This window comes from Pseudoalteromonas qingdaonensis, assembly GCF_038739665.1.
GTDB classification, from domain to species: domain Bacteria; phylum Pseudomonadota; class Gammaproteobacteria; order Enterobacterales; family Alteromonadaceae; genus Pseudoalteromonas; species Pseudoalteromonas qingdaonensis.
Map to the genome: position 1 here is coordinate 21645 of NZ_JBCGCU010000022.1, position 19965 is coordinate 41609.

17 protein-coding genes are annotated in these 19965 nt (G+C 49.9%); 4 read left to right on the top strand and 13 right to left on the bottom strand.

Features of this window, described 5'->3' with window-relative positions:
• Positions 1–87 precede the first annotated feature (87 nt).
• The 6 genes from WCN91_RS14475 to rppH form a co-directional block, all read right to left on the bottom strand.
• Positions 88–702 carry a FlgO family outer membrane protein gene (locus tag WCN91_RS14475; protein ID WP_342680082.1) on the bottom strand — a complete coding sequence of 205 codons (615 nt, stop codon included), beginning with the start codon at positions 700–702 and terminating at the stop codon, positions 88–90.
• Between the two features lie 250 nt (positions 703–952).
• On the bottom strand, positions 953–1804 hold the full coding sequence (locus WCN91_RS14480; RefSeq protein ID WP_105258544.1) for a thymidylate synthase: 852 nt from the start codon (positions 1802–1804) through the stop codon (positions 953–955).
• A 10-nt stretch (positions 1805–1814) separates the two neighbouring features.
• A complete protein-coding gene (gene lgt, locus WCN91_RS14485) occupies positions 1815–2624 on the bottom strand; it encodes a prolipoprotein diacylglyceryl transferase (protein WP_342680083.1) in 810 nt (269 codons plus the stop codon).
• A 14-nt stretch (positions 2625–2638) separates the two neighbouring features.
• A complete protein-coding gene (locus WCN91_RS14490; protein WP_342680084.1) occupies positions 2639–3445 on the bottom strand; it encodes a sulfite exporter TauE/SafE family protein in 807 nt (268 codons plus the stop codon).
• Between the two features lie 57 nt (positions 3446–3502).
• Positions 3503–5791 carry a phosphoenolpyruvate--protein phosphotransferase gene (ptsP, locus tag WCN91_RS14495; RefSeq protein WP_342680085.1) on the bottom strand — a complete coding sequence of 763 codons (2289 nt, stop codon included), beginning with the start codon at positions 5789–5791 and terminating at the stop codon, positions 3503–3505.
• A 14-nt stretch (positions 5792–5805) separates the two neighbouring features.
• On the bottom strand, positions 5806–6327 hold the full coding sequence (gene rppH, locus WCN91_RS14500) for an RNA pyrophosphohydrolase (protein WP_105213697.1): 522 nt from the start codon (positions 6325–6327) through the stop codon (positions 5806–5808).
• Positions 6328–6762: 435 nt separating this feature from the next.
• Between rppH and mutH the strand changes: the two genes are divergently transcribed.
• The gene (mutH, locus tag WCN91_RS14505) at positions 6763–7431 is read left to right on the top strand and encodes a DNA mismatch repair endonuclease MutH (protein ID WP_342680086.1); all 669 of its coding nucleotides are present in this window, start codon (positions 6763–6765) and stop codon (positions 7429–7431) included.
• Positions 7432–7677: 246 nt separating this feature from the next.
• Here mutH and eno read toward each other — a convergent pair whose 3' ends face one another.
• The 5 genes from eno to rlmD all read right to left on the bottom strand — a co-directional run bounded on the left by eno (position 7678) and on the right by rlmD (position 15085).
• Positions 7678–8970 (bottom strand): phosphopyruvate hydratase, encoded by a 1293-nt coding sequence (eno, locus tag WCN91_RS14510; RefSeq protein WP_342680087.1) that lies wholly within the window; start codon positions 8968–8970, stop codon positions 7678–7680.
• 121 nt (positions 8971–9091) lie between these two features.
• On the bottom strand, positions 9092–10726 hold the full coding sequence (locus WCN91_RS14515; RefSeq protein ID WP_342680088.1) for a CTP synthase: 1635 nt from the start codon (positions 10724–10726) through the stop codon (positions 9092–9094).
• A 110-nt stretch (positions 10727–10836) separates the two neighbouring features.
• Positions 10837–11607 carry a nucleoside triphosphate pyrophosphohydrolase gene (gene mazG, locus WCN91_RS14520; protein ID WP_342680089.1) on the bottom strand — a complete coding sequence of 257 codons (771 nt, stop codon included), beginning with the start codon at positions 11605–11607 and terminating at the stop codon, positions 10837–10839.
• Positions 11604–13766 (bottom strand): GTP diphosphokinase, encoded by a 2163-nt coding sequence (gene relA, locus WCN91_RS14525; protein WP_342680090.1) that lies wholly within the window; start codon positions 13764–13766, stop codon positions 11604–11606. Before relA ends, mazG begins: the two co-directional genes overlap by 4 nt.
• A gap of 8 nt (positions 13767–13774) precedes the next feature.
• Positions 13775–15085: a 23S rRNA (uracil(1939)-C(5))-methyltransferase RlmD gene (rlmD, locus tag WCN91_RS14530; RefSeq protein WP_342680091.1), complete on the bottom strand. Its 1311-nt coding sequence runs from the start codon at positions 15083–15085 to the stop codon at positions 13775–13777.
• An 80-nt stretch (positions 15086–15165) separates the two neighbouring features.
• Here rlmD and barA point away from each other — a divergent pair, with 80 nt between their 5' ends.
• The 3 genes from barA (at position 15166) to WCN91_RS14545 (ending at position 19297) form a co-directional block, all read left to right on the top strand.
• Entirely contained in the window at positions 15166–17925 is a 2760-nt protein-coding gene (gene barA, locus WCN91_RS14535; RefSeq protein ID WP_342680092.1) for a two-component sensor histidine kinase BarA, read from the top strand.
• Positions 17926–18556: 631 nt separating this feature from the next.
• Entirely contained in the window at positions 18557–19030 is a 474-nt protein-coding gene (locus WCN91_RS14540; RefSeq protein WP_342680093.1) for a hypothetical protein, read from the top strand.
• A gap of 33 nt (positions 19031–19063) precedes the next feature.
• Positions 19064–19297, top strand: a complete 234-nt coding sequence (locus WCN91_RS14545; RefSeq protein WP_044056436.1) for a DUF6429 family protein — start codon at positions 19064–19066, stop codon at positions 19295–19297.
• On the opposite strand, the gene WCN91_RS14550 is transcribed toward WCN91_RS14545, so the two are convergent.
• Together WCN91_RS14550 and WCN91_RS14555 are read right to left on the bottom strand one after the other, a co-directional pair.
• Positions 19277–19618, bottom strand: a complete 342-nt coding sequence (locus WCN91_RS14550; protein ID WP_342680094.1) for a hypothetical protein — start codon at positions 19616–19618, stop codon at positions 19277–19279. The two genes, WCN91_RS14545 and WCN91_RS14550, sit on opposite strands and share 21 nt — an antisense overlap.
• 91 nt (positions 19619–19709) lie before the next feature.
• Positions 19710–19965, bottom strand: a 256-nt coding sequence (locus WCN91_RS14555; protein ID WP_342678662.1) for an IS30 family transposase, incomplete at its 5' end; no start/stop codon positions are given.

Genomic DNA, 19965 nt, shown 5'->3' on the forward strand with positions numbered 1-19965 from the left:
ATGTAGAATAACTACACCACACATGTGCCGCCTTGTATAAATACACTACAAACTGCTGCAGAAACGAACAACAAAGGTCAACAGACCCTAGTATTCTTCTCTGTAAATCTGGCCGTGGCGCAGTATGCTTTTTTGCTCGGGCCAGAACACATTTGCGGGGAGATAATCCGTTGCCGCTGCCACCACTTGCTGGGTGTCGAGTTTGATCAGCCGCGCATTCACCACATAGCCGTCTTGTTGGCGCAACAGGGTGCCGGTTAGGTAATAATCTAGGTTATGGCGCTGCGTTAAACGCATCACATCGCGACTAAGCATCTTATCCTGCTCCATCTGCATATAGATGCTGTCACTTTGCTTATACTCGACCACCTCAAAACCAGCCTGAGCCATCAAGGTGATAAAGCCATCTTGCAATTGCAGACCGAGATCATGCAACTTAGGGTGCTGCGAGTCATGCGCTAATTGTTTAATGGGTAAGAAGGTGCCGACGGCAATACGCCCGGTTAGGACAAACTCCCCTTGGTATTTCTCATTGCCATGCGTACGCGCCAGCAGCTGCTCGGCAAGGCGCTGCGTATGCCCATGGATCGCCTGCGTTGATAATTGCCCGTCTTGAGAGCGCTCACTGTGCAAAATACTGGACTCGGATTGTGCGCAAGCAGTTAACGCTAAGGTTGCCGATAAAATTAGATATCGCATCATTCACCCGTAGAATTTATCTCTAAGGGGTTATAAGCAAAATCAGCGCCAAGATGTCTCGCAAACTGCTTCAGCCAGTATAATTTACTACAAAAAAGGGGTAAGCAGCAGAGCACCCATACAGGATAAGGCTTGCACCCAAGGGTGAATATTGAAGGTGCCAAGTAATTGGCTAAGGCGTGAGATTTGCTGATTGCTTGCGGCGGATGCTTGCCGCCCTTAGACGGGGCGGCAAGAAGATGGGTGAGTTGAGTTACACCGCAAACGGATAACGAATAGCCTCATGATGCTGATAACCGGAGATCTCAAAGTCATCCGTGCTCACCCAGGTTTCCAAATCTTCCAGGGATTTGATCTTTGGATTGATGTGCAGTTGCGGCGACGGGAAAGGCTCACGCTTTAGCTGCACGTCACGCATCAGCTCAAGCTGGTTTTCATAAATATGGGCATTAACAATTTTATGATACGCCATACCCGGCTTATGGCCGGTGATCTGCGCCACCAAGGCCAGCAGCGTAAAAACCTGGATCTGGTTAAAGTTTAGACCCAAGGGCACATCGCATGAGCGCTGGTAGCTGGTCAGGTGCAAGGTGTCACCCAACAGCGAGAAGGTGTGAGTATGCATGCAAGGACGCAAACAACCCAGCTCAAACTCACCGGGATTATAAAAGGTGATGATCTCACCGCGGTCATCGACACCACGACTGAGGTTATCAACCACCTTCTTTAACTGATCCAGATGCGTGCCGTCCGGCTTTTGCCAGCTGCGGCCCTGCACGCCATAAACACGGCCCATATCGTCTTCACCGCGACGGTTGGGATTATTCAACCAGGCCTGGTTTTCGTTGGCATTGGCATTCCAGGTATTACAGCCAATATCGCGAAACTGAGCGGCGCTGTCATAGCCACGCAAATAGCCAAGCAACTCGGCAATGGCCGCCTTAAAAAAGCTTTTGCGGGTAGTGATCAGTGGAAATTCGTTGGCAGCAACATTGTATTCCAAGTCCGCATTAATCACGGTCAAACAACGGATCCCGGTACGCTCATTTTCCACCCAGGTGCCGGTATCAACGATGCGACGACATAAGTCTAAATACTGTTTCATCTTTGCTTCCTTATTTCTTCGCTGTCGATACCGCGGCGTTATCCGCTTTGCTGTGCGCCCAGTAGATAAACGCACCACCGATAATAATCATGGGTAGGGATAAAATCTGTCCCATAGACATAATGCCGCCTAATAAGCCTAAGTGGGCGTCCGGCTCGCGGAAATACTCAATGGCAAAACGGAAGCTACCGTAACCGAGCAAGAATAGCCCTGAAACACTGCCCGCTGGGCGCGGCTTTTTAATAAACCACTGCAAAATAAGGAAGAGCACCAGGCCTTCGAAAAATGCTTCATATAATTGTGACGGGTGACGCGCATCCGGCCCGCCGGTTGGGAACACCATGGCCCAGGGTACATCCGAGGTGCGCCCCCACAACTCGCCATTAATAAAGTTACCTATGCGCCCCACCAGCAGGCCGAGTGGCACCAGAGGCGCCACAAAGTCACCCACGGCGAAAAACGACTTAGCGCGCGATTTAGCAAACCAGAATATGGCGGCAATTACCCCAAGCGTGCCGCCGTGGAAAGACATACCACCTTGATCTATGCGGAATAAATAAAGCGGGTTTTCAAGGAAATAAGAGAATTGATAAAAGAATACATAACCCAAGCGGCCACCGAGAATAACCCCAAGCATGCCGTAAAATAACAGATCGCTGACTTCTTCTTTGCTCCACCCCGAGCCGGGTTTAGCAGCCTGGCGGTTTGCCAGCCACATGGCCAGCACAAAGCCAACTAAGTACATCAAACCATACCAGCGCACGGCCAGCGGCCCTACTTCGAAAATCACCGGGTCAATTTGTGGAAATTCTAAAGCCATAATTTTATTTTTGCCTAGCTAAACACCATACGTAAGGCGATGATCACCAGCAGTAAGGCGAAGATTTTTTTAATATGTGAAACGGGTAAATAATGCGTAGCGCGCGCACCAAAGGGGGCTGTAAACCAGGACGTAGCAACTATGCCGGCCAGCGCGGGTACATAAACAAAGCCAACAAAACCATCGCTGATGTCCTGCACCTGCCACCCGGAGGCAATGTAACCCAAGCAGCCAAACAGCGCAATGGCAATACCGCTGACCGCGGCGCAGCCAATGGCCTTTTTCATATCCACGGAAAAATAGTTCAGCAAGGGAACGATAAGGGCCCCACCACCAATTCCTATTAAGCCGGACAAGGCACCGAGAATAGAAGTTGAACCGGCCACCACCAGATTTGATGGCATGGGTCGGGTGCTGGTCGCCTTATGGCTGGAATAGATCATTCGCATAGCGATAAATATGACCGCTACGGCAAAAATTGCTTTGAGTCCCTGCTGAGGTATATAGCTGGCCATAAAACCGCTGATCAGGGCGCCGGTAGACACACCGAAGAGTACCGAAGGCGCCACTTCCCAGGGCACATTTTGGTTGCGATGGTGGGCCAAAGCCGAGGACGTTGAGGTAAATAAAATCGAGGCCAAAGAGGTGGCAATGGCTATTACCAATACATGTTCAACATCGGTGACATGAAAATGCACCAGCAGCGCGCTGAGCGCAGGCACAATAAGCAGGCCGCCACCTATGCCTAACAGACCAGCGAGAAAACCCACTACACTTCCCAGCGCCATGCACAAGATAAAAAGCCAAATAAGATCTGCCATGTATTTTACTTATTCTGTTTTCTTATATGATGAATATATCAGGTTATAAAGAGGATTTCATTGCTTGGCATCATCGTCTTTTTGTCGATATAACAATTGCCCTAAACCCTGTTCAAGCATGAAATCCCGCACTAAACGATGCACCTGTTTAGCATTGGCTGCACTTAAGCATTGCGCCAATAATTGCTGGCAAGCCTTAAGGCCAACGCGGCGGATCACCCATTTCACCTTATGCAGGGCGCTAAAGTTCATACTTAAGCTGTCAAAGCCCATGGCCATTAGCAAGATGACACCTTCCGGCTCACCAGCGAGTTCACCACACAAACTAAAGGGAAAGTTGGCCGCCTGACATTGCTCGGCAATGCCATTTAAGGCGCGCAGCACCGCCGGATGATAACAATCAAAGAGATTGGCCACCCGGGAATTGGCTCTGTCTACCGCCAGCAGATATTGAGTCAGGTCGTTGGAGCCGACGGAGCAAAAGTCTACCTTGGCGGCAAACTCATGTAGTAAATACATGCTCGATGGCACTTCTATCATCACCCCAACCAGGGGTTTGTCGATATAGCTGAATTCGTGGGGGAAGTCCTGCTGTAATTCGTAATAGGCGCGCTCAAGCAAAGCCAAGGACTCGTCCACCTCCCCTACTTCACTCACCATGGGCAAGAGAATACGCAGGTTACCCAGGCCGGAATTGGCCTTGATCATGGCCTTAAGCTGATCGAGAAACAACTCGGGATGATCCAGGCTCACGCGAATACCGCGCCACCCTAGAAAAGGGTTTTCTTCTTGAATATCAAAGTAATCAAGCGCCTTATCGCCGCCTATATCCAAGGTGCGCATGGTGACCGGAGCCGGATGATAACTGCTGAGCACCTGGCGGTACCATTGCTCTTGCTCATGCTGAGACGGAAAGGTGCCCTTTTGCATAAACCAGGATTCGGTGCGATACAGACCCACACCATCGCAATAACGGGCGCTGTCGAGCTCGGTTTGTAAATCCAGACCGGCATTAAGCATCAGGTCTATGGCCTTGCCATCGGGCGTAGTCGAAGGCAGATGGTATTCGGACTCAAACTGGTCGTGTAACTTGGCGTCGCGGTGCTGAATTTGCGCATATTCTTTTTTCAGCGCCTCGCTGGGGCTGAGATACACCCGTCCGGCATAGGCGTCTATGATCAGCTCTTTATTGTCGAACTGTAACAGCGGAATATCGTTAATGCCCCACACAGTAGGGATATTCAGGGCGCGGGTCAAAATCGAAGCATGGGAGTTAGCGGCGCCATGGACACTGACCACACCTTTTAAACGCTCCTTGGGCACCTGCGCTAACATGGCCGGAGTCAGGGTATGGGCCACTAAAATGGTATTTTCCGGATAAGGCTTGGTGGCCTTTTCGGTATTGAGCAGATGAAACAGCACCCGCAGGCCAATGTCTTTTACATCGACGGCCCGCTCTTTAATATAAGGGTCCTGCATGGCGTTAAATTGCTGCACCAATCGCTCGATAACCAGCTTTAAGGCACTTTTGGCACACCAGCCATCGGCAATTTCCAGCTCCACATCGCGACCCAGACTGCGAGCATCGAGCAATTGCAAATAGACTTCAAAAACCGCTACCGCCTCGCTCGGCAGATGTCCTTGCATGGACACCGCCAGAGTGCTGAACTCCTTGCGGGTGGCCGCCACTGCCTGTAAGAAGAGTTGCTTTTGTTTGAGCTTATCCTCTTCCTTGCGCAGCTCCACGGACGAAAAGTCGACCTTGGGCAGCACCACATAGGCATGCCCCTGGGCGATACCGCCTGAGCTGGAGATCCCCTTGAGCATGGTCGAGCGATGACTGAGGTCGTCCTGCTGCAACAAGGTTTGTATCTGGGCAACCGCCAGTTGTGGCGCCAATTGCGCCGACAAGGTGATCAAAAAGGACTCTTCGTCTTCGCTAAATACTCGGGCCGCTACCTGCTGCACCACAATAACCCCTAGCACCCGTTTTTGATGCACCACGGGCACGGATAAAAAGGCGTTATATTGCTCTTCTTGAACAAGATCTGAGGTTATAAAGTGCGGGTGTGACTTGGCATAGGCAAGGTTGATCGGCTCTTCACGCTGAGCCACCAGGCCCACCAGGCCTTCGGTAAAGCCAAGGCGAAATTTACCCACGGCGGCGGGGTTAAGGCCATCGGTGGCCATCAAGACAAAGTTATCCTGGCTGTAATCGGCAAAATAGATTGAACAGCACTCGGTCTTCATCGCCTTTTTGACCTGGCTGACAAACACCATGAGCGCGCTTTCCAAGCTCGGCTGCTGAGCAACTTGCTCGACGATGGCGCGCATGGTGGCAAGCATATTGAAAACTCTCCTTAACGGCGGTTACGCCACTGCCCCTGGGGCGCTGATTCCTTGCGATTAAATGGCATCGCAATAGGAGCAAATTCTTTCATTACCCGGCGGTAAACGTCGCGTTTAAAGGCCACGACCTGGCGCACCGGATACCAGTAACTCACCCAACGCCAATCATCAAACTCCGGATGGTGGGTTTTCAGCAAGTTTACGTCTTCGTCTTTGCATTTTAGTTTCAGCAAGAACCATTTCTGCTTTTGGCCAATACACACAGGGCTTGAATCACGGCGTATTAAGCGTTTCGGTAGTTTATAACGCAACCAATGACGTGAGCTGGCGATCACCTCAACATCTTCAGGAAGCAGTCCCACTTCTTCATGCAGTTCGCGGTACATGGTTTGCTCTGGCGTTTCGCCATCGTCTACCCCGCCCTGTGGAAATTGCCATGAATGCTGGCCGTAACGGCGGGCCCAAAACACCTGTCCTTGGTTATTGCAGATTACGATTCCGACATTGGCACGAAAACCTTCGGCATCAATCACCTTAGTGCCTCTTTTGTAAGTCGATTTTTATCGATTGTTCCACAATCGCCAATTGACAGCAAATAATATTCGCAATTAACACCAAGTTACTCACATGTTGTGCATAACTTTTGATAACTACGGATAAAAATAAAACAAATCCACAATTAATAGGTTCAAAACCGTATTTCTCCACAGATTCTGTGGATAAATGTGTTTATACATATGTATTTTGTGGATTAAAACATCATCGCAATCACCCAAAAACTTAATAACAACAAAAATAAACATTAATAATCAATATGTTATAAAACAAACCCAAACAATAAGGTGAGTAAAAAAGCAGCCAATTTTTTCTGTTCAAAATAACAGCACCGGATACACCCCATTTAACAAGACTAGGAATTCACCGCGCCTTTGTTACAATCAGGCCTCCACAGCCCCTATCGAGCAGCTATGATTTCTCCACCTACTAACCTTGCCCAATTACGCCAGCGCGTCGATGCCATTGCTGGTATGACTTTAGGGGATCTTGCCGAGCAATACGGTTTTAAAACCCCAGAGCATTTGCAGCGAGAAAAGGGCTGGGTTGGGCAATTACTAGAATATGTGCTTGGTGCCAGTGCGGGCTCTTTGCCAGAGCCGGACTTTCCCGCCCTTGGTGTGGAGTTAAAAACCCTGCCCATTTCCTATCAGGGCACGCCGCTGGAAACCACCTTTGTCAGCGTCGCCCCTCTTACCCAGGTGACCGGGCTGAGTTTCGAGCAAAGTACCGTCTATAAAAAGTTGTTTCATGTATTATGGCTGCCGATTTTGGCCGAGCGCGAAATCCCCGTGGTGGAGCGAGTGATAGGCAGCGGCTTTTTATGGCAACCCGATGCGCAGCAATTCGCTCAACTGAAGCGGGATTGGGAAGAGCTCACGGAAATGGTAGCCCTGGGACAGATTGAGCAGGTCAATGGCCATTTTGGTGAGGTGTTACAACTGCGCCCCAAGGCAGCCAACAGCAAAGCCCTGACCGCCGCCATAGGTAAAAATGGCGAGCGCATTCAAACCCTGCCACGGGGCTTTTATTTAAAAACCCAATTTACCCGACAGATCCTAGCCCAACAGTTTCAGCCTTAAATTCATCTGTAGGTCGGTGCAGTGGGCGAGGCTTCAGCCTTGCTGGTCGGTGCTTTGCGCCGACAATGAGGTACCTTTGTCGGGCTGAACCCCGACCTACAATGAGGCTCCTTTGTCGGGGTGAACCCCGACCTACAACGATATGCCAATGAATGTGCAATTTGCCGGCCTAAAGACCGACCTACAAGCAGGCATAAAAAAACCGCGGTGAGACCGCGGTTTTTTTATTGGCTTAATAAGCTCAGCTTATTGGCCTTTGATTTCAGAACGGCCTTTATAAACCGCTTTGTCACCAAGTTGTTGTTCGATACGTAATAGCTGGTTGTACTTAGCTACACGGTCAGAACGACATAGTGAACCAGTTTTGATCTGGCCAGCCGCTGTACCTACTGCAAGGTCGGCGATAGTCGCGTCTTCGGTTTCGCCACTACGGTGTGAAATAACCGCAGTAAAACCAGCGTCTTTAGCCATCTTGATTGCATCAAGGGTCTCAGACAGTGAACCAATTTGGTTGAACTTGATAAGGATAGAGTTACCAATGTTCTCGTCGATACCACGCTTAAGGATCTTAGTGTTGGTTACGAATAGATCGTCACCCACTAGCTGTACCTTGTCGCCAATCTTATCGGTTAGAATTTTCCAACCCGCCCAGTCGCTCTCGTCCAGGCCGTCTTCGATTGAAACGATAGGGTAACGTGCCGCCAGGTCTGCAAGGAAGTCGGCAAAACCAGCCGAGTCGAATACCTTACCTTCGCCTTTAAGGTCGTATTTACCATCGTGATAGAACTCAGAAGAGGCACAGTCTAGCGCCAGGGTTACGTCTTTGTTTAGCTCGTAACCGGCAGCAGCAACCGCTTCGGCGATCACTTCCAGAGCTTCTTCGTTTGACTTAAGGTCAGGTGCGAAACCACCTTCGTCACCTACCGCAGTATTTAGACCGCGCGCGCTTAGTACTTTTTTCAGGCTGTGGAAGATTTCCGCACCCATGCGTAGCGCTTCGGTAAAGCTAGGAGCGCCTACCGGCTGAACCATAAACTCTTGGATATCAACGTTGTTATCCGCGTGCTCACCACCATTGATGATGTTCATCATAGGCACAGGCATTGAATACTGACCAGATGTACCATTGATGTCGGCGATGTGTTCGAATAGCTCAACACCCTTGTCCTGAGCTGCCGCTTTAGCGTTTGCCAGCGATACCGCCAGGATGGCGTTTGCGCCTAATTTTTCTTTGTTTTCGGTGCCATCAAGCTCAAGCATGATGTTATCGATTGCACGCTGCTCAAGGGCATTTTGGCCTTTAAGGGCGGTGGCGATTTCGTTATTTACGAAACCTACTGCCTTCAATACACCCTTGCCCAGGTAACGGCTCTTGTCGCCATCGCGTAGCTCAAGCGCTTCACGTGTACCAGTTGAAGCACCAGAAGGTGCACAAGCACGACCCCAAGCACCGCTGGCTAGGTATACTTCGGCTTCAACAGTTGGGTTACCGCGTGAGTCCATAACTTCACGGCCAATCACTTTAACAATTTCTGACATCTCGAATGATTCCTCTTGTCCCAGGTTTAGTACTCCCTCCCCCGGAGCCGCTTCATGGCAGCTCTGGGCAAGGGGTATAAAAACGAAAAAGCCGTGCATGGGCACGGCTTAATACGATCGATTACGAAAATTGCTTCTGGAAGCTGTGTGCAGCTGCCACGAAACCTTCAAATAGTGGGTGACCATCTCGTGGCGTTGAGGTGAATTCCGGGTGGAATTGCGCCGCAATAAACCAAGGGTGATCTTTATTTTCAATAATTTCCACCAGCTTCTTATCTTCGGAAAGACCGGTGAACTCTAGGCCCGCTTGCTCAAGCTGCTCAACATAGTTGTTATTCACTTCATAGCGGTGACGGTGACGCTCAACGATTTGATCATTGCCGTACACTTCACGTACCTTTGAACCATCTTTAAGGTGACACAGCTGAGCGCCAAGACGCATGGTGCCGCCTAAATCCGACGCTTCGTCACGTACTTCTACGTTACCGTCTTTATCAAGCCATTCGGTGATAAGGCCCACTACAGGGTGCGGCGAGTTAGTATCGAACTCGGTTGAGTTCGCGCCTTCAAGACCGGCAACGTTGCGCGCATATTCAATTAGCGCTACCTGCATACCTAAACAGATACCTAGGTAAGGCACCTTGTTCTCACGGGCATACTTGGCCGCCATAATCTTGCCTTCAACACCACGACCGCCGAAGCCGCCAGGTACCAAGATGGCATCAAGACCTTTAAGCAGGTCAACGCCCTTACTTTCGATATCTTGTGAGTCAACGTACTGAATATTCACTGTTAGACGGTTTTTCAAACCAGCATGCTTAAGGGCTTCGTTAACCGACTTATAGGCATCCGGTAGCTCGATGTATTTACCCACCATGCCGATAGTCACTTCACCAGTAGGGTTCGACTCTTGGTAAAGTACTTGTTCCCACTCGGATAGATCCGCTTCCGGGCAATCCAAATGGAAACGACGACAAATAATGTTGTCCAGATCCTGCGACTTAAGCAACGCTGGGATCTTATAAATGCTGTCTACGTCTTGTAGCGAGATAACCGCTTTTTCTTCAACGTTAGTGAACAGGGCAATCTTGGCACGCTCGTTACCCGGTAGTTTACAGGCCGAACGACATACCAGGATGTCTGGCTGAATACCAATAGAACGTAGCTCTTTTACAGAATGCTGAGTCGGCTTGGTTTTCACTTCACCGGCTGGGCCTAAGAATGGCACCAGCGTTAGGTGCATAAACAAGGCGCGCTCACGGCCGATTTCGGTACCAAGCTGACGGATTGCTTCTAGGAAAGGTTGTGACTCGATGTCACCTACGGTACCGCCGATCTCAACGATGGCAATATCATGGCCTTCTGCACCTTCAACTACACGACGTTTAATGTCGTTAGTGATGTGCGGGATCACCTGAATGGTTGCACCCAGGTACTCACCACGACGCTCGCGACGAAGAACATCTTCGTATACACGACCCTGGGTGAAGTTGTTGCGGCTGGTCATCTTGGTGCGGATGAAACGCTCATAGTGACCAAGGTCAAGGTCCGTCTCTGCACCGTCTTCGGTAACGAACACTTCACCGTGTTGAATTGGGCTCATGGTGCCCGGATCAACGTTGATATAAGGATCCAGCTTTAAGATTGTGACATTTAAGCCACGTGCTTCTAAGATCGCTGCCAATGATGCAGCAGCAATACCTTTACCCAACGAGGAAACCACCCCGCCTGTAACGAAGATAAATTTTGTACTCATGCGAACCCTAAGATATCAGGAAATGGATTAAATTATAGAATCAAGACGGGGCGATAGTATAGCAAAGCCCCCTCGCCCAATCCAGCTAAAATTAATCTCGAAGCGCGTCCTTATTCGCGCTCTTTTACCGCCTGCCAGGCCGCTTCCATCTGTTCTAGATCGGCATCTTGCAGGTTTAGGCCTTGCGCCGCCAGTTGTTCCTCGACACCATTAAAACGACGGCTAAATTTGCGGTTGGCCTGGCGCAGCAGCTGCTCCGGGTCGCGACCTAGGTGGCGGGCAACGTTTACCGTGGCAAATAGCAGGTCGCCAATTTCCTCGGCGCAGTGCTCGCTATTTGGGTCATGCTCTATGGCCTCGCGCACTTCCTCTACTTCTTCAGCGACCTTGTCTAAGGCGCCATCGACACTGGGCCAGTCAAAGCCTACGGCGGCAACGCGCTTTTGAATTTTATTAGCGGCACTAAGCGCCGGCAGCTTGGCGGGAATATCATCGAGCAGATGATGCTGGCCCTTGGCTTGACGCTCCTGATGCTTGCGGGTTTCCCAGTTATCCTGAGCTTGGCCATCGACAAAAATATGAGGGTGGCGCTGTTTTAGCTTGGTATTAAGCCCGGCGACCACGGCATTAAAGTCAAATAGTTGCTGCTCATTGGCCAGCTGGCTGTAGAAGATAACCTGAAACAACAAGTCACCTAATTCCGCCTTGAGTTCATCATAGGCGCCGCGCTCTATGGTGTCGGCCACCTCATAGGCTTCTTCCAGAGTGTGCGGCACTATGGTTTTAAAGGATTGCGCCAGGTCCCAGTCGCAGCCGGACTCAGGGCAGCGCAACTTGGCCATAATAGCCTGCAGTTCGGTGATATCACTGTGACTCATCAACCTGCTCCCACACGAGAGGCATCATACACGCCCTCGATTTGCATCAGCTTGGTCAGTAAGCGGTTGGTGCTGCTTAAATCCGACACAGAGATCTTCATATTAAAAATCGCCAATTGTTTTTCGTCCACCGCGTTCACATTCATACTCAGCACATTGACCTTTTCATTGGCCAGCACCGAACTGATATCGCGAATAAGCCCTTGGCGGTCATTGGCTTCCACCTTAATAGATAAGGCGAAATCGCTATTGGTTTTTGCCGACCAGCTAACCTCAACAATGCGCTCCGGGTGACGCTCCTGCAAAGCGGCAAATTGCTCGCAGTCACTACGGTGTACGGCAATGCCGCGGCCCTGAGTAATATAGCCACAGATGGCATCTCCAGGCACCGGCTCACAGCAGCCTGCCATATGGCTCATCAGCGAACCCACGCCTTCCACCACTATGCCGTTTTTATCCGCCTTGGTACTGCGACTGGGCTGTTTAAACTTAATTTGCGGCTCGGGCTCACCCTTATTCTGCACAAAGTTCAACAGCTGGTTTAAACGCACATCGGCGGCGCCTATGGCCACCAGCAAATCGTCTAAATGAGTGAAGTTAAAGCGCTTAATGGCCGGCTCAAGATCCTTATAGGTGAGATCCAGCTTCTGTAACTCGTTATCGAGTATGTCTTTACCTGCCTGCAGGTTTTTATCCCGGTCGAGCTGTTTAAACCAGTGATGGATTTTCGCCCGCGCTCTGGATGAGCGAATATAACCAAGGGATGGATTGACCCAGTCACGGCTCGGATTCGGCTCTTTTTGGGTAAGAATTTCCACCTGATCGCCGGTTTGCAACTGATAAGTAAAGGGCACAATTTTGCCAAATACCTTGGCTCCTATGCAGCGATGACCAACATTGGAGTGAATATAGTAGGCAAAGTCCAGCGGCGTGGCGCCAAAGGGCAAGTCGAAAATATCGCCGCGCGGAGTAAACACATACACCCGGTCTTCGACTACTTGGTTTTTCAGTTCATCGGCCAGGTCTGTACCGTCGACCACTTCTTCTTGCCATTGCAGAATCTTTTGCAGCCAACTGATTTTTTGCTCATAACCGCTGTCGCGACCGCCCAGCACTCCTTCTTTATACATCCAGTGCGCAGCCACACCCAGCTCCGCATCTTCGTGCATCTGCGCGGTGCGAATTTGAATCTCCACGGTTTTGCCCTCAGGGCCAAAAACCACGGTATGAATGGACTGATAACCGTTCGGCTTAGGGGTGGCGACATAATCGTCAAATTCTTTAGGCAGATGGCGCCAGCTGGTATGCACCACGCCAAGGGCGCCGTAACAGTCCTGAATTTTATCCACCACGATACGCATGGCGCGTATATCGAAGAGCTGGTCGAACTCATAGTTCTTTTTGCTCATCTTTTTATAGATGCTGTAAATATGTTTAGGGCGGCCATAGACCTCGCCCTTAATGCCGACTTCATCCAGCTTGGTTTGTACCTGCTCGACCAAATCACGCATATATTCTTCGCGATCGAGGCGCTTTTCTTCCAATAACTTGGCAATGCGCTTATAGGTTTGCGGATGCAAATAGCGAAACGCGAGATCTTCGAGCTCCCATTTCAGCTGGCCAATACCCAAACGATTCGCCAAAGGGGCAAAAATATTGCTGGTTTCCTTGGCGGCAATCACCCTTTCTTCTTCGCTGGCATCTTTCACCTCGCGCAGGTAACACACCTGCTGCGCCAACTTGATCACCACGGCGCGCACATCTTCGACCATGGCCAGCAGCATGCGGCGAATTTTATCCACCTGCACCTGGCCGCTCGAGGCATGAGCCAAGGTGCTGATGGTGGCCATTTGCTCCACCCCGGTCAGCAACAGGCCGACATCCTTATTGAAGTCCTCGCTAACATCACTAATGGCGATTTTATTGGCGATAAAATAGGGCGTCAGGTAGGCGGTGGCCAGGGAGGTTGCATCAAGATTCAGCTGCGCCAGAATTTCTACCATTTCCAGCGCCAAGCGGTCATTGTCGGCATTGCGGTGCTCGCCGCAGTATTCGGTGGCGGCTTTGACCAACTGATACTTGTCGTCACTTAACGCCAGCTGCTTTAAGGCGCTGTCGAAGTTTTCGATATCGATGCGATGCGACTGTCTTGTTGCCACCATGGCGGACTCTACCCCCGTGTAAATAATGCCATTGTTTCGATATGACCTGTGTGCGGGAACATGTTCATAATTCCCAGCTTATTGAGCGAAAAACCCGCTGCCAGTATCGTTTTGCTGTCTCTGGCCAGAGTAACGGGATCGCAGGACACGTACAAGACGCGTTTGAACTGTTTGAGCGGTAATTGCGCAAGTATGGCCTCGGCACCCATGCGCGATGGATCAAGCAGCAATACATCGAGGTTTTTATCAAACCAACTCGCCTGCGCCAAGGGCTTGGTTAAATCGAAACAATGGAACTGGCAATTATCCAGCTTGTTGGCCTTAGCATTTAATTGAGCATAGTCCACTGCCGAAGCAACCCCCTCAACACCGACCACTCTTTTTGCCTGCTGAGCTGCCAGCAAGGAGAAGTTACCAACACCGCAAAACAGATCCAAGACCTGCTCATCGGCACCTAACGCCAACCACTGCATGGCTTGTCTAAGCATTTGCTCGTTCACCTCGGCATTCACCTGAATAAAATTATCCAGGCCAAACTGCAAGGACAAGTCACCTTGTTTAATCTGATAGCTAGCCGCCGGTAACGCCTGCTCAGCACTGTGCTGCCAAACCAGGGTCCAGTCATGCTCGCTGGCGGCATCCTGTATTAGTTGCTGCACCTTGTCGACAATGGCCTTGGTATGACGAACCACTATGTAATGGGTGTCTTCTGTGGCCACCAGCTGTAAATGCGATACTGAACGCAGCAATGGATGCTGCTCTATCTGCTCACGGAAAAATGCAAATACCGCATCAAAGCCCTGCTCCAACACCGGGCAATGTTCGATATTGACTATCTGCTTGGAACCTTGCTGGCGAAAGCCCACCTGCAAGCCGCGATTCTTATCATGGAAAATACTGATACGGGCGCTGCGGCGATAATGCCAGGGCTGACTTTCGATAGGGGCCTGCCAAGGTAGTTCGCTTTGGCCGGTAAACTTGGCAAAAAGCGCGCCCACCGCCTGCTGTTTGCCATCCAGCTGCGCCTGCAACTCAAGATGCTGCAAGTTACAGCCGCCGCACTGCTGATAATGCTGGCACATGGGCTTAACCCGCGCTGCGCTGGGTTCGATTACCTTAATACACTGGCCCTCGGCGTAGCTTTTCTTATCGGCATTAATACGTGCCAAAACGCGCTCACCGGCCAGGGCATCGCTCACAAAAACAACCTTGCCGTTATTTTTTGCCACGCCACGCCCATGATGATCCATGCTCTGGATGCTCAATTCGTGCGTTTGATTTTTAACTTGTTTTTTATTTGGCTTAAAAAAGTTCGCCATGCCCCGCCCTAATTTACATTGCTAAAGATCGATGTAAGCTATAACCTAAACTTAACACAGTCTCATTTATTTGTTTGCTTATGAACCGACTAGGCCTTCGGGATTCAGTCCTGATCCTGACCTTGGTGCCTACCGTGGTGATTGGTCTATTGCTCGGCGGCTATTTTACTATAAATCGCTACCTGGAGTTGGATGAATTTCTCATCGAGCAAGGCAGCACCATAATCGAGCCATTAAGTATTGCCATAGAGCAACCCTTAATTAAAAACGACAAAGCCACGTTGGAGCGCATGGCTCGCCATACTCACAATATGCACTCGCCGCTTGTAAAGTCCGTGGCTATTTTTGATGCCAGCGATTCTCTGGTGGTAACCAGCAATCTACACCGCAATTTTGAGCGCCTGACGAATATTCCCCCCGAAGTGCATCAAAGCCTGAACAAGGTCATTCAAGACGATGAATTTTTAATTTTTTATCAGGGCGTACTCAACCCCAATGCTCCCAGCCATCTGCCGTTTCAAACCGCAGGTACTGTTATGGTGCAATTTAACCGTCAGGCCGCGGTGATAGAGCAACAAAAAGCCATTTTAATCAGCGCCGCGGTGATCTTATTAGCCATCTGCTTTGCCGTGATTATTTCCATTCGCCTAAGCCGTATGATCACCCAGCCCTTATCGCGTCTCGTGCGCGCCACCGGCGAAGTAGCCCGAGGCGAAGAGCCACAGAATATCACCCAGGCCATGCAGGGCGAATTGGAGCAATTGCGCTTAGGCCTGGTGAGCATTACCGAATATATGGCCGATGAAAAAGACGAGATGCAGCGCCATATCGACCAGGCTACTGCCGACTATCAGGAAACCCTGGAACAGTATGAGACCCAGAATATTCAGCTAATTATGGCCAAACGCGAGGCTTTGGCTGCAAACAAGGTTAAGTCAGACTTCCTGGCGAAGATGAGTCACGAGCTGCGCACCCCGCTCAATGGAGTTATTGGCTTTGCCCGCCAGCTTTATAAAACGCCGCTTAATAAGAACCAAAAAGATTACCTGGATACCATAGAGGCCTCGGCCAACAGCCTGCTTAGCATCATCAGCGATATTCTCGATTTCTCCAAGCTTGAAGCCGGCGCCATGGAGCTCGAAAGCATTCAATTCCAGTTACGCGATTCGGTAAACGAGGTATTGACCCTGCTCGCCCCCGGCGCTCACGAGAAAAACCTGGAGCTGTCGATTCATGTTAACCCCAATGTGCCCGAGCAACTGTTTGGCGACCCAACCCGCTTTCGACAAATTCTTACCAACCTGGTGAGTAACGCCATTAAGTTTACCGAGCAGGGGGAGATCAATATAGATATCAGCAGTCGCCTGCTGGCCGATGAACGCACCTCCTTGTTGATCTCGGTAAAAGACACAGGCGTTGGTATTGCCATGGATAAGCAAGACACCTTGTTTACCCCCTTTTGCCAGGCCGACTCCAGCATTACCCGCAAGTTTGGCGGCACCGGCCTGGGGCTTATGATCACCAAGCATTTGGTGGAAGCCATGGGCGGACGTATCACCTTGAACAGCGCCCCGGGCAAGGGCACCTGCTTTACTTTTAATGCCGTGTTTAAGCTGCCGGATCATCATTTCCAAACCGAGCTGCCCTGCAGCTCCCTAGCCACAAAGCGGGTGCTGTATTTCGAACAAAACGAACACAGCTATATGGCCACCACCAGCATCTTACACGCTTGGGGTGTGCATGTGAGCGGCTGTCGCAGCCTGGAAGAGCTAGAGCAAGTCTTAACCGGCTCCTTTAAATTCGATATCTGCGTGCTTGGCGATGCCGGTGGCGTTGAGTCCATGGCGCTGATGAAGCAGCTTATTGCCATGGTACGCCCACACAGCGACTATATCTATTTGCTGCTTAATACTGTGTCGCACAATATGCGCGAGGCCTTAGTTGGCAGTGGTGCCGACGGCTGCCTTAGCAAACCCATTAATCACCGTAAATTCTGTGAAATGCTGGCAGCGCCCTATCGCCTCGACCATCCCACTATTCACACCCAGGACCGCAAGGCCAACCGCTTACCGCTTAAAGCTTTGGTGGTGGACGACAACGACGCCAACCTAAAACTGATCTGTGCCCTGCTTGAAGAGCAGGTCGAAGAACTGGACACAGCCCATAATGGCGCCCAGGCGGTAGAGGTTTGTAAGAGCCATAAATACGATTTGATCTTTATGGACATACAAATGCCGATTATGGACGGCATTACCGCCTGTAAGCTTATTTGCGAGTCCTCTCTCAACGAAGACACACCGATCATAGCCGTGACCGCACATGCCTTAAGCGGCGAGAAAGAACAGCTTAAGGATGTTGGCTTCGCCAGCTACCTCACCAAGCCTTTGGACGAGGACATGCTCCACGAAGTACTTATGGAGCACGGCGCCGATCATAAACGCCTGCGCGAGCGCCACGCCAACAAGAGCGCCCCAAGCACACCTCCTTTTGCCAGCAATGGCCTTAACTGGGAACTTGCGCTGCAACGCGCCGGAGGCAAGGAAGACCTGGCTCATGAGATGCTTAACATGCTGTTGCTGAGCATTCCGGAAACCGCCAGCCTGATAGAAGAAGCCATGACCGCCAAGGATCATCCACGCTTACTTTCTATCATCCACAAGTTCCACGGCGCCTGCTGCTACACCGGCGTGCCAAAACTGAAAAAACTCGCCGAGCTGATTGAAACGGCCATGAAGGAGCAGGCCAGCATCAATGATATCGAGCCCGAGTTGTTGGAATTACTGGATGAACTAAGAAACTTACTGACGGATGCAGGGTTGGAGAAGAGCAACTCTTTATGACGGATGGTGTGATTACCATCACACCCAAGGGGGACTAGCCCCCTTGGAGCCCCGGTTTTTGGTAAGTTGTGGGCGCGCCGGTTTGTTTGCTCTAACTATTGAGATCTTGTCGCGGTGGCGACGACACCTTAGGGGTGGTTTACGCCAACCCCCCCTAAGAACCCCAAGGCGCCCCAACATTGCATTGTTTCCTCACCCCGCTACGAGAAATGAACGTAACCAACATGCACAGGCCTTCCCTGGCCTGAGCATGTTTTCGCCAGCGTCCTGCTGGCGATTACTCTTCTCGTATCGCGCTTCGGATGCAATGTAAGGGGATTAAGCTGATACACCTGCTTTCCAATTTAAGTTATCGCAATCTGATAGGCAGCTAAGAGCGAAGCTGACGTTCATCCTTCCACCGAAATTACTGTGTATACATCCATCATCGTTGAGATTCTCCCATAGTCAGGAAAACGACCCAATGGGTCGTTTTTGTCGTGTCCACGTTAATGGCAATGTCTCGTAACTTCAATGCTGGTAAGTACTTCCTAAATTTGCTATCAATGGTCAGAGGACAAAAACGAGACAGATTGCGGTAGAAAAACGACCCAATCGCTCGATATTAAATTGTTAAATCTCAAGTGGAACTATGCGTATAGCTTTCTTAATAATCATTTTTTCTTTGTCCGCAAATGCAGAAGAAAGAGAGTATAGCACTAAAGTAGAGCTTGGAGATGGTTTTACCAAGCAAAAATATACTATGCAAAACCCACCGGATCACTGGGAGGCAATTGCACACTATTCAACTACCTTTTACAAAGATTTAGAATTAGGCATGTTGGACGGGCTATATATTTCGCCAGCAAAAGACTATGCCCTCTACAACAAAGCAAAAGAAGGCAAGCTCTATTTACTTGAGCTCGCATCAAAGAGTGAAAAGGCGGTAAAGTTTGAGAGCTATTGTTTTCCCTATGATCCTCAATGGAAGGCCGGTGATGTAACTATAAATTGCATAGGCAAAGCAGAATCTAAGTTCTTACTGAAAATAGATTTAACAAGTCAATCAACTACGCGCCTGTCGGCGCCGGACAGCCAAACCTACGGTTCGGCTGCCGGTTATTGAGGCGTTAGTAGCCATATGAAAATGGAGACAGCAGTGGAAATAGATGAAGATAAAATCGATGAAGCGGCACTTGCTCTGTTTTACCTTACTCTGCACGACAAGTTTGGTAGGGCTTGGAAGCAAATAGATTGGAGTATCACCGACCGACTTTATGAAAAAGGTTATATTCACGACCCTGTTGGCAAATCAAAGTCTGTTGTTCTAACTGAAGAAGGGCTCGCCAAATCAGAAGAGCTATTCAAAAAGTTATTCGTCAAAAGTGAGTGAGCATTGTGCGCATAGCTCAGCTGTTACTCTAGGATGTATCAGCGTAGCAACTAACAAGCCAATTAACGCACTCACTTCGTTCGCTGGGACGCATACACGCGGGGCGGCTGTTTTGCTATCAGCGTCGTAAATAAACAAGGCGTACTTGCCTTTTGGCACATCAAAATTAAAGGTTAATTGATTAGCGCTTACGGAGTTAGGTTTAAAGTTAAATACATTATTGTGTTGATACACAACAACAACGGGATCGTTTAACGCACTGAAATTATCACCTATTAACGTAATTGTATCACCAAAACGATAGCGTCCTTTTTCAATCACATTGTTAAAATTTCCACCCAATTCATTAATTTGAATAAAACCTTTAGCAAACGGCTCGCGAATTCAACTCCGAAGTGCACCACTCGCTAAATTAAGCCGCCTTGCGTAATTCTTCGAATACGACTGCTGGCTGTTTATACCCCAGACATTTTCTCGGTCTGGCATTTAACGCGCGTTCAATCTCTGCAATTTGCTTGTCTGTTACCGTGCGTAAGTCAGTGCCTTTGCGTATGTATTGGCGCAGCAAGCCGTTAAAGTTTTCATTTAATCCACGTTCCCATGAAGAGTATGGATTAGCGAAATAGATATCCGTTTTCAGTTTCTTTGCAACCTGTTCGTGGTCACAG

Coding starts and splice junctions, on each gene's coding strand:
- WCN91_RS14475 (WP_342680082.1), bottom strand. CDS start 702: ATGATGCGATATCTAATTTTATCGGCAACCTTAGCGTTAACTGCTTGC.
- WCN91_RS14480 (WP_105258544.1), bottom strand. CDS start 1,804: ATGAAACAGTATTTAGACTTATGTCGTCGCATCGTTGATACCGGCACC.
- lgt (WP_342680083.1), bottom strand. CDS start 2,624: ATGGCTTTAGAATTTCCACAAATTGACCCGGTGATTTTCGAAGTAGGG.
- WCN91_RS14490 (WP_342680084.1), bottom strand. CDS start 3,445: ATGGCAGATCTTATTTGGCTTTTTATCTTGTGCATGGCGCTGGGAAGT.
- ptsP (WP_342680085.1), bottom strand. CDS start 5,791: ATGCTTGCCACCATGCGCGCCATCGTCGAGCAAGTTGCTCAGCAGCCG.
- mutH (WP_342680086.1), top strand. CDS start 6,763: ATGATTTCTCCACCTACTAACCTTGCCCAATTACGCCAGCGCGTCGAT.
- eno (WP_342680087.1), bottom strand. CDS start 8,970: ATGTCAGAAATTGTTAAAGTGATTGGCCGTGAAGTTATGGACTCACGC.
- WCN91_RS14515 (WP_342680088.1), bottom strand. CDS start 10,726: ATGAGTACAAAATTTATCTTCGTTACAGGCGGGGTGGTTTCCTCGTTG.
- relA (WP_342680090.1), bottom strand. CDS start 13,766: ATGGTGGCAACAAGACAGTCGCATCGCATCGATATCGAAAACTTCGAC.
- rlmD (WP_342680091.1), bottom strand. CDS start 15,085: ATGGCGAACTTTTTTAAGCCAAATAAAAAACAAGTTAAAAATCAAACG.
- barA (WP_342680092.1), top strand. CDS start 15,166: ATGAACCGACTAGGCCTTCGGGATTCAGTCCTGATCCTGACCTTGGTG.
- WCN91_RS14540 (WP_342680093.1), top strand. CDS start 18,557: ATGCGTATAGCTTTCTTAATAATCATTTTTTCTTTGTCCGCAAATGCA.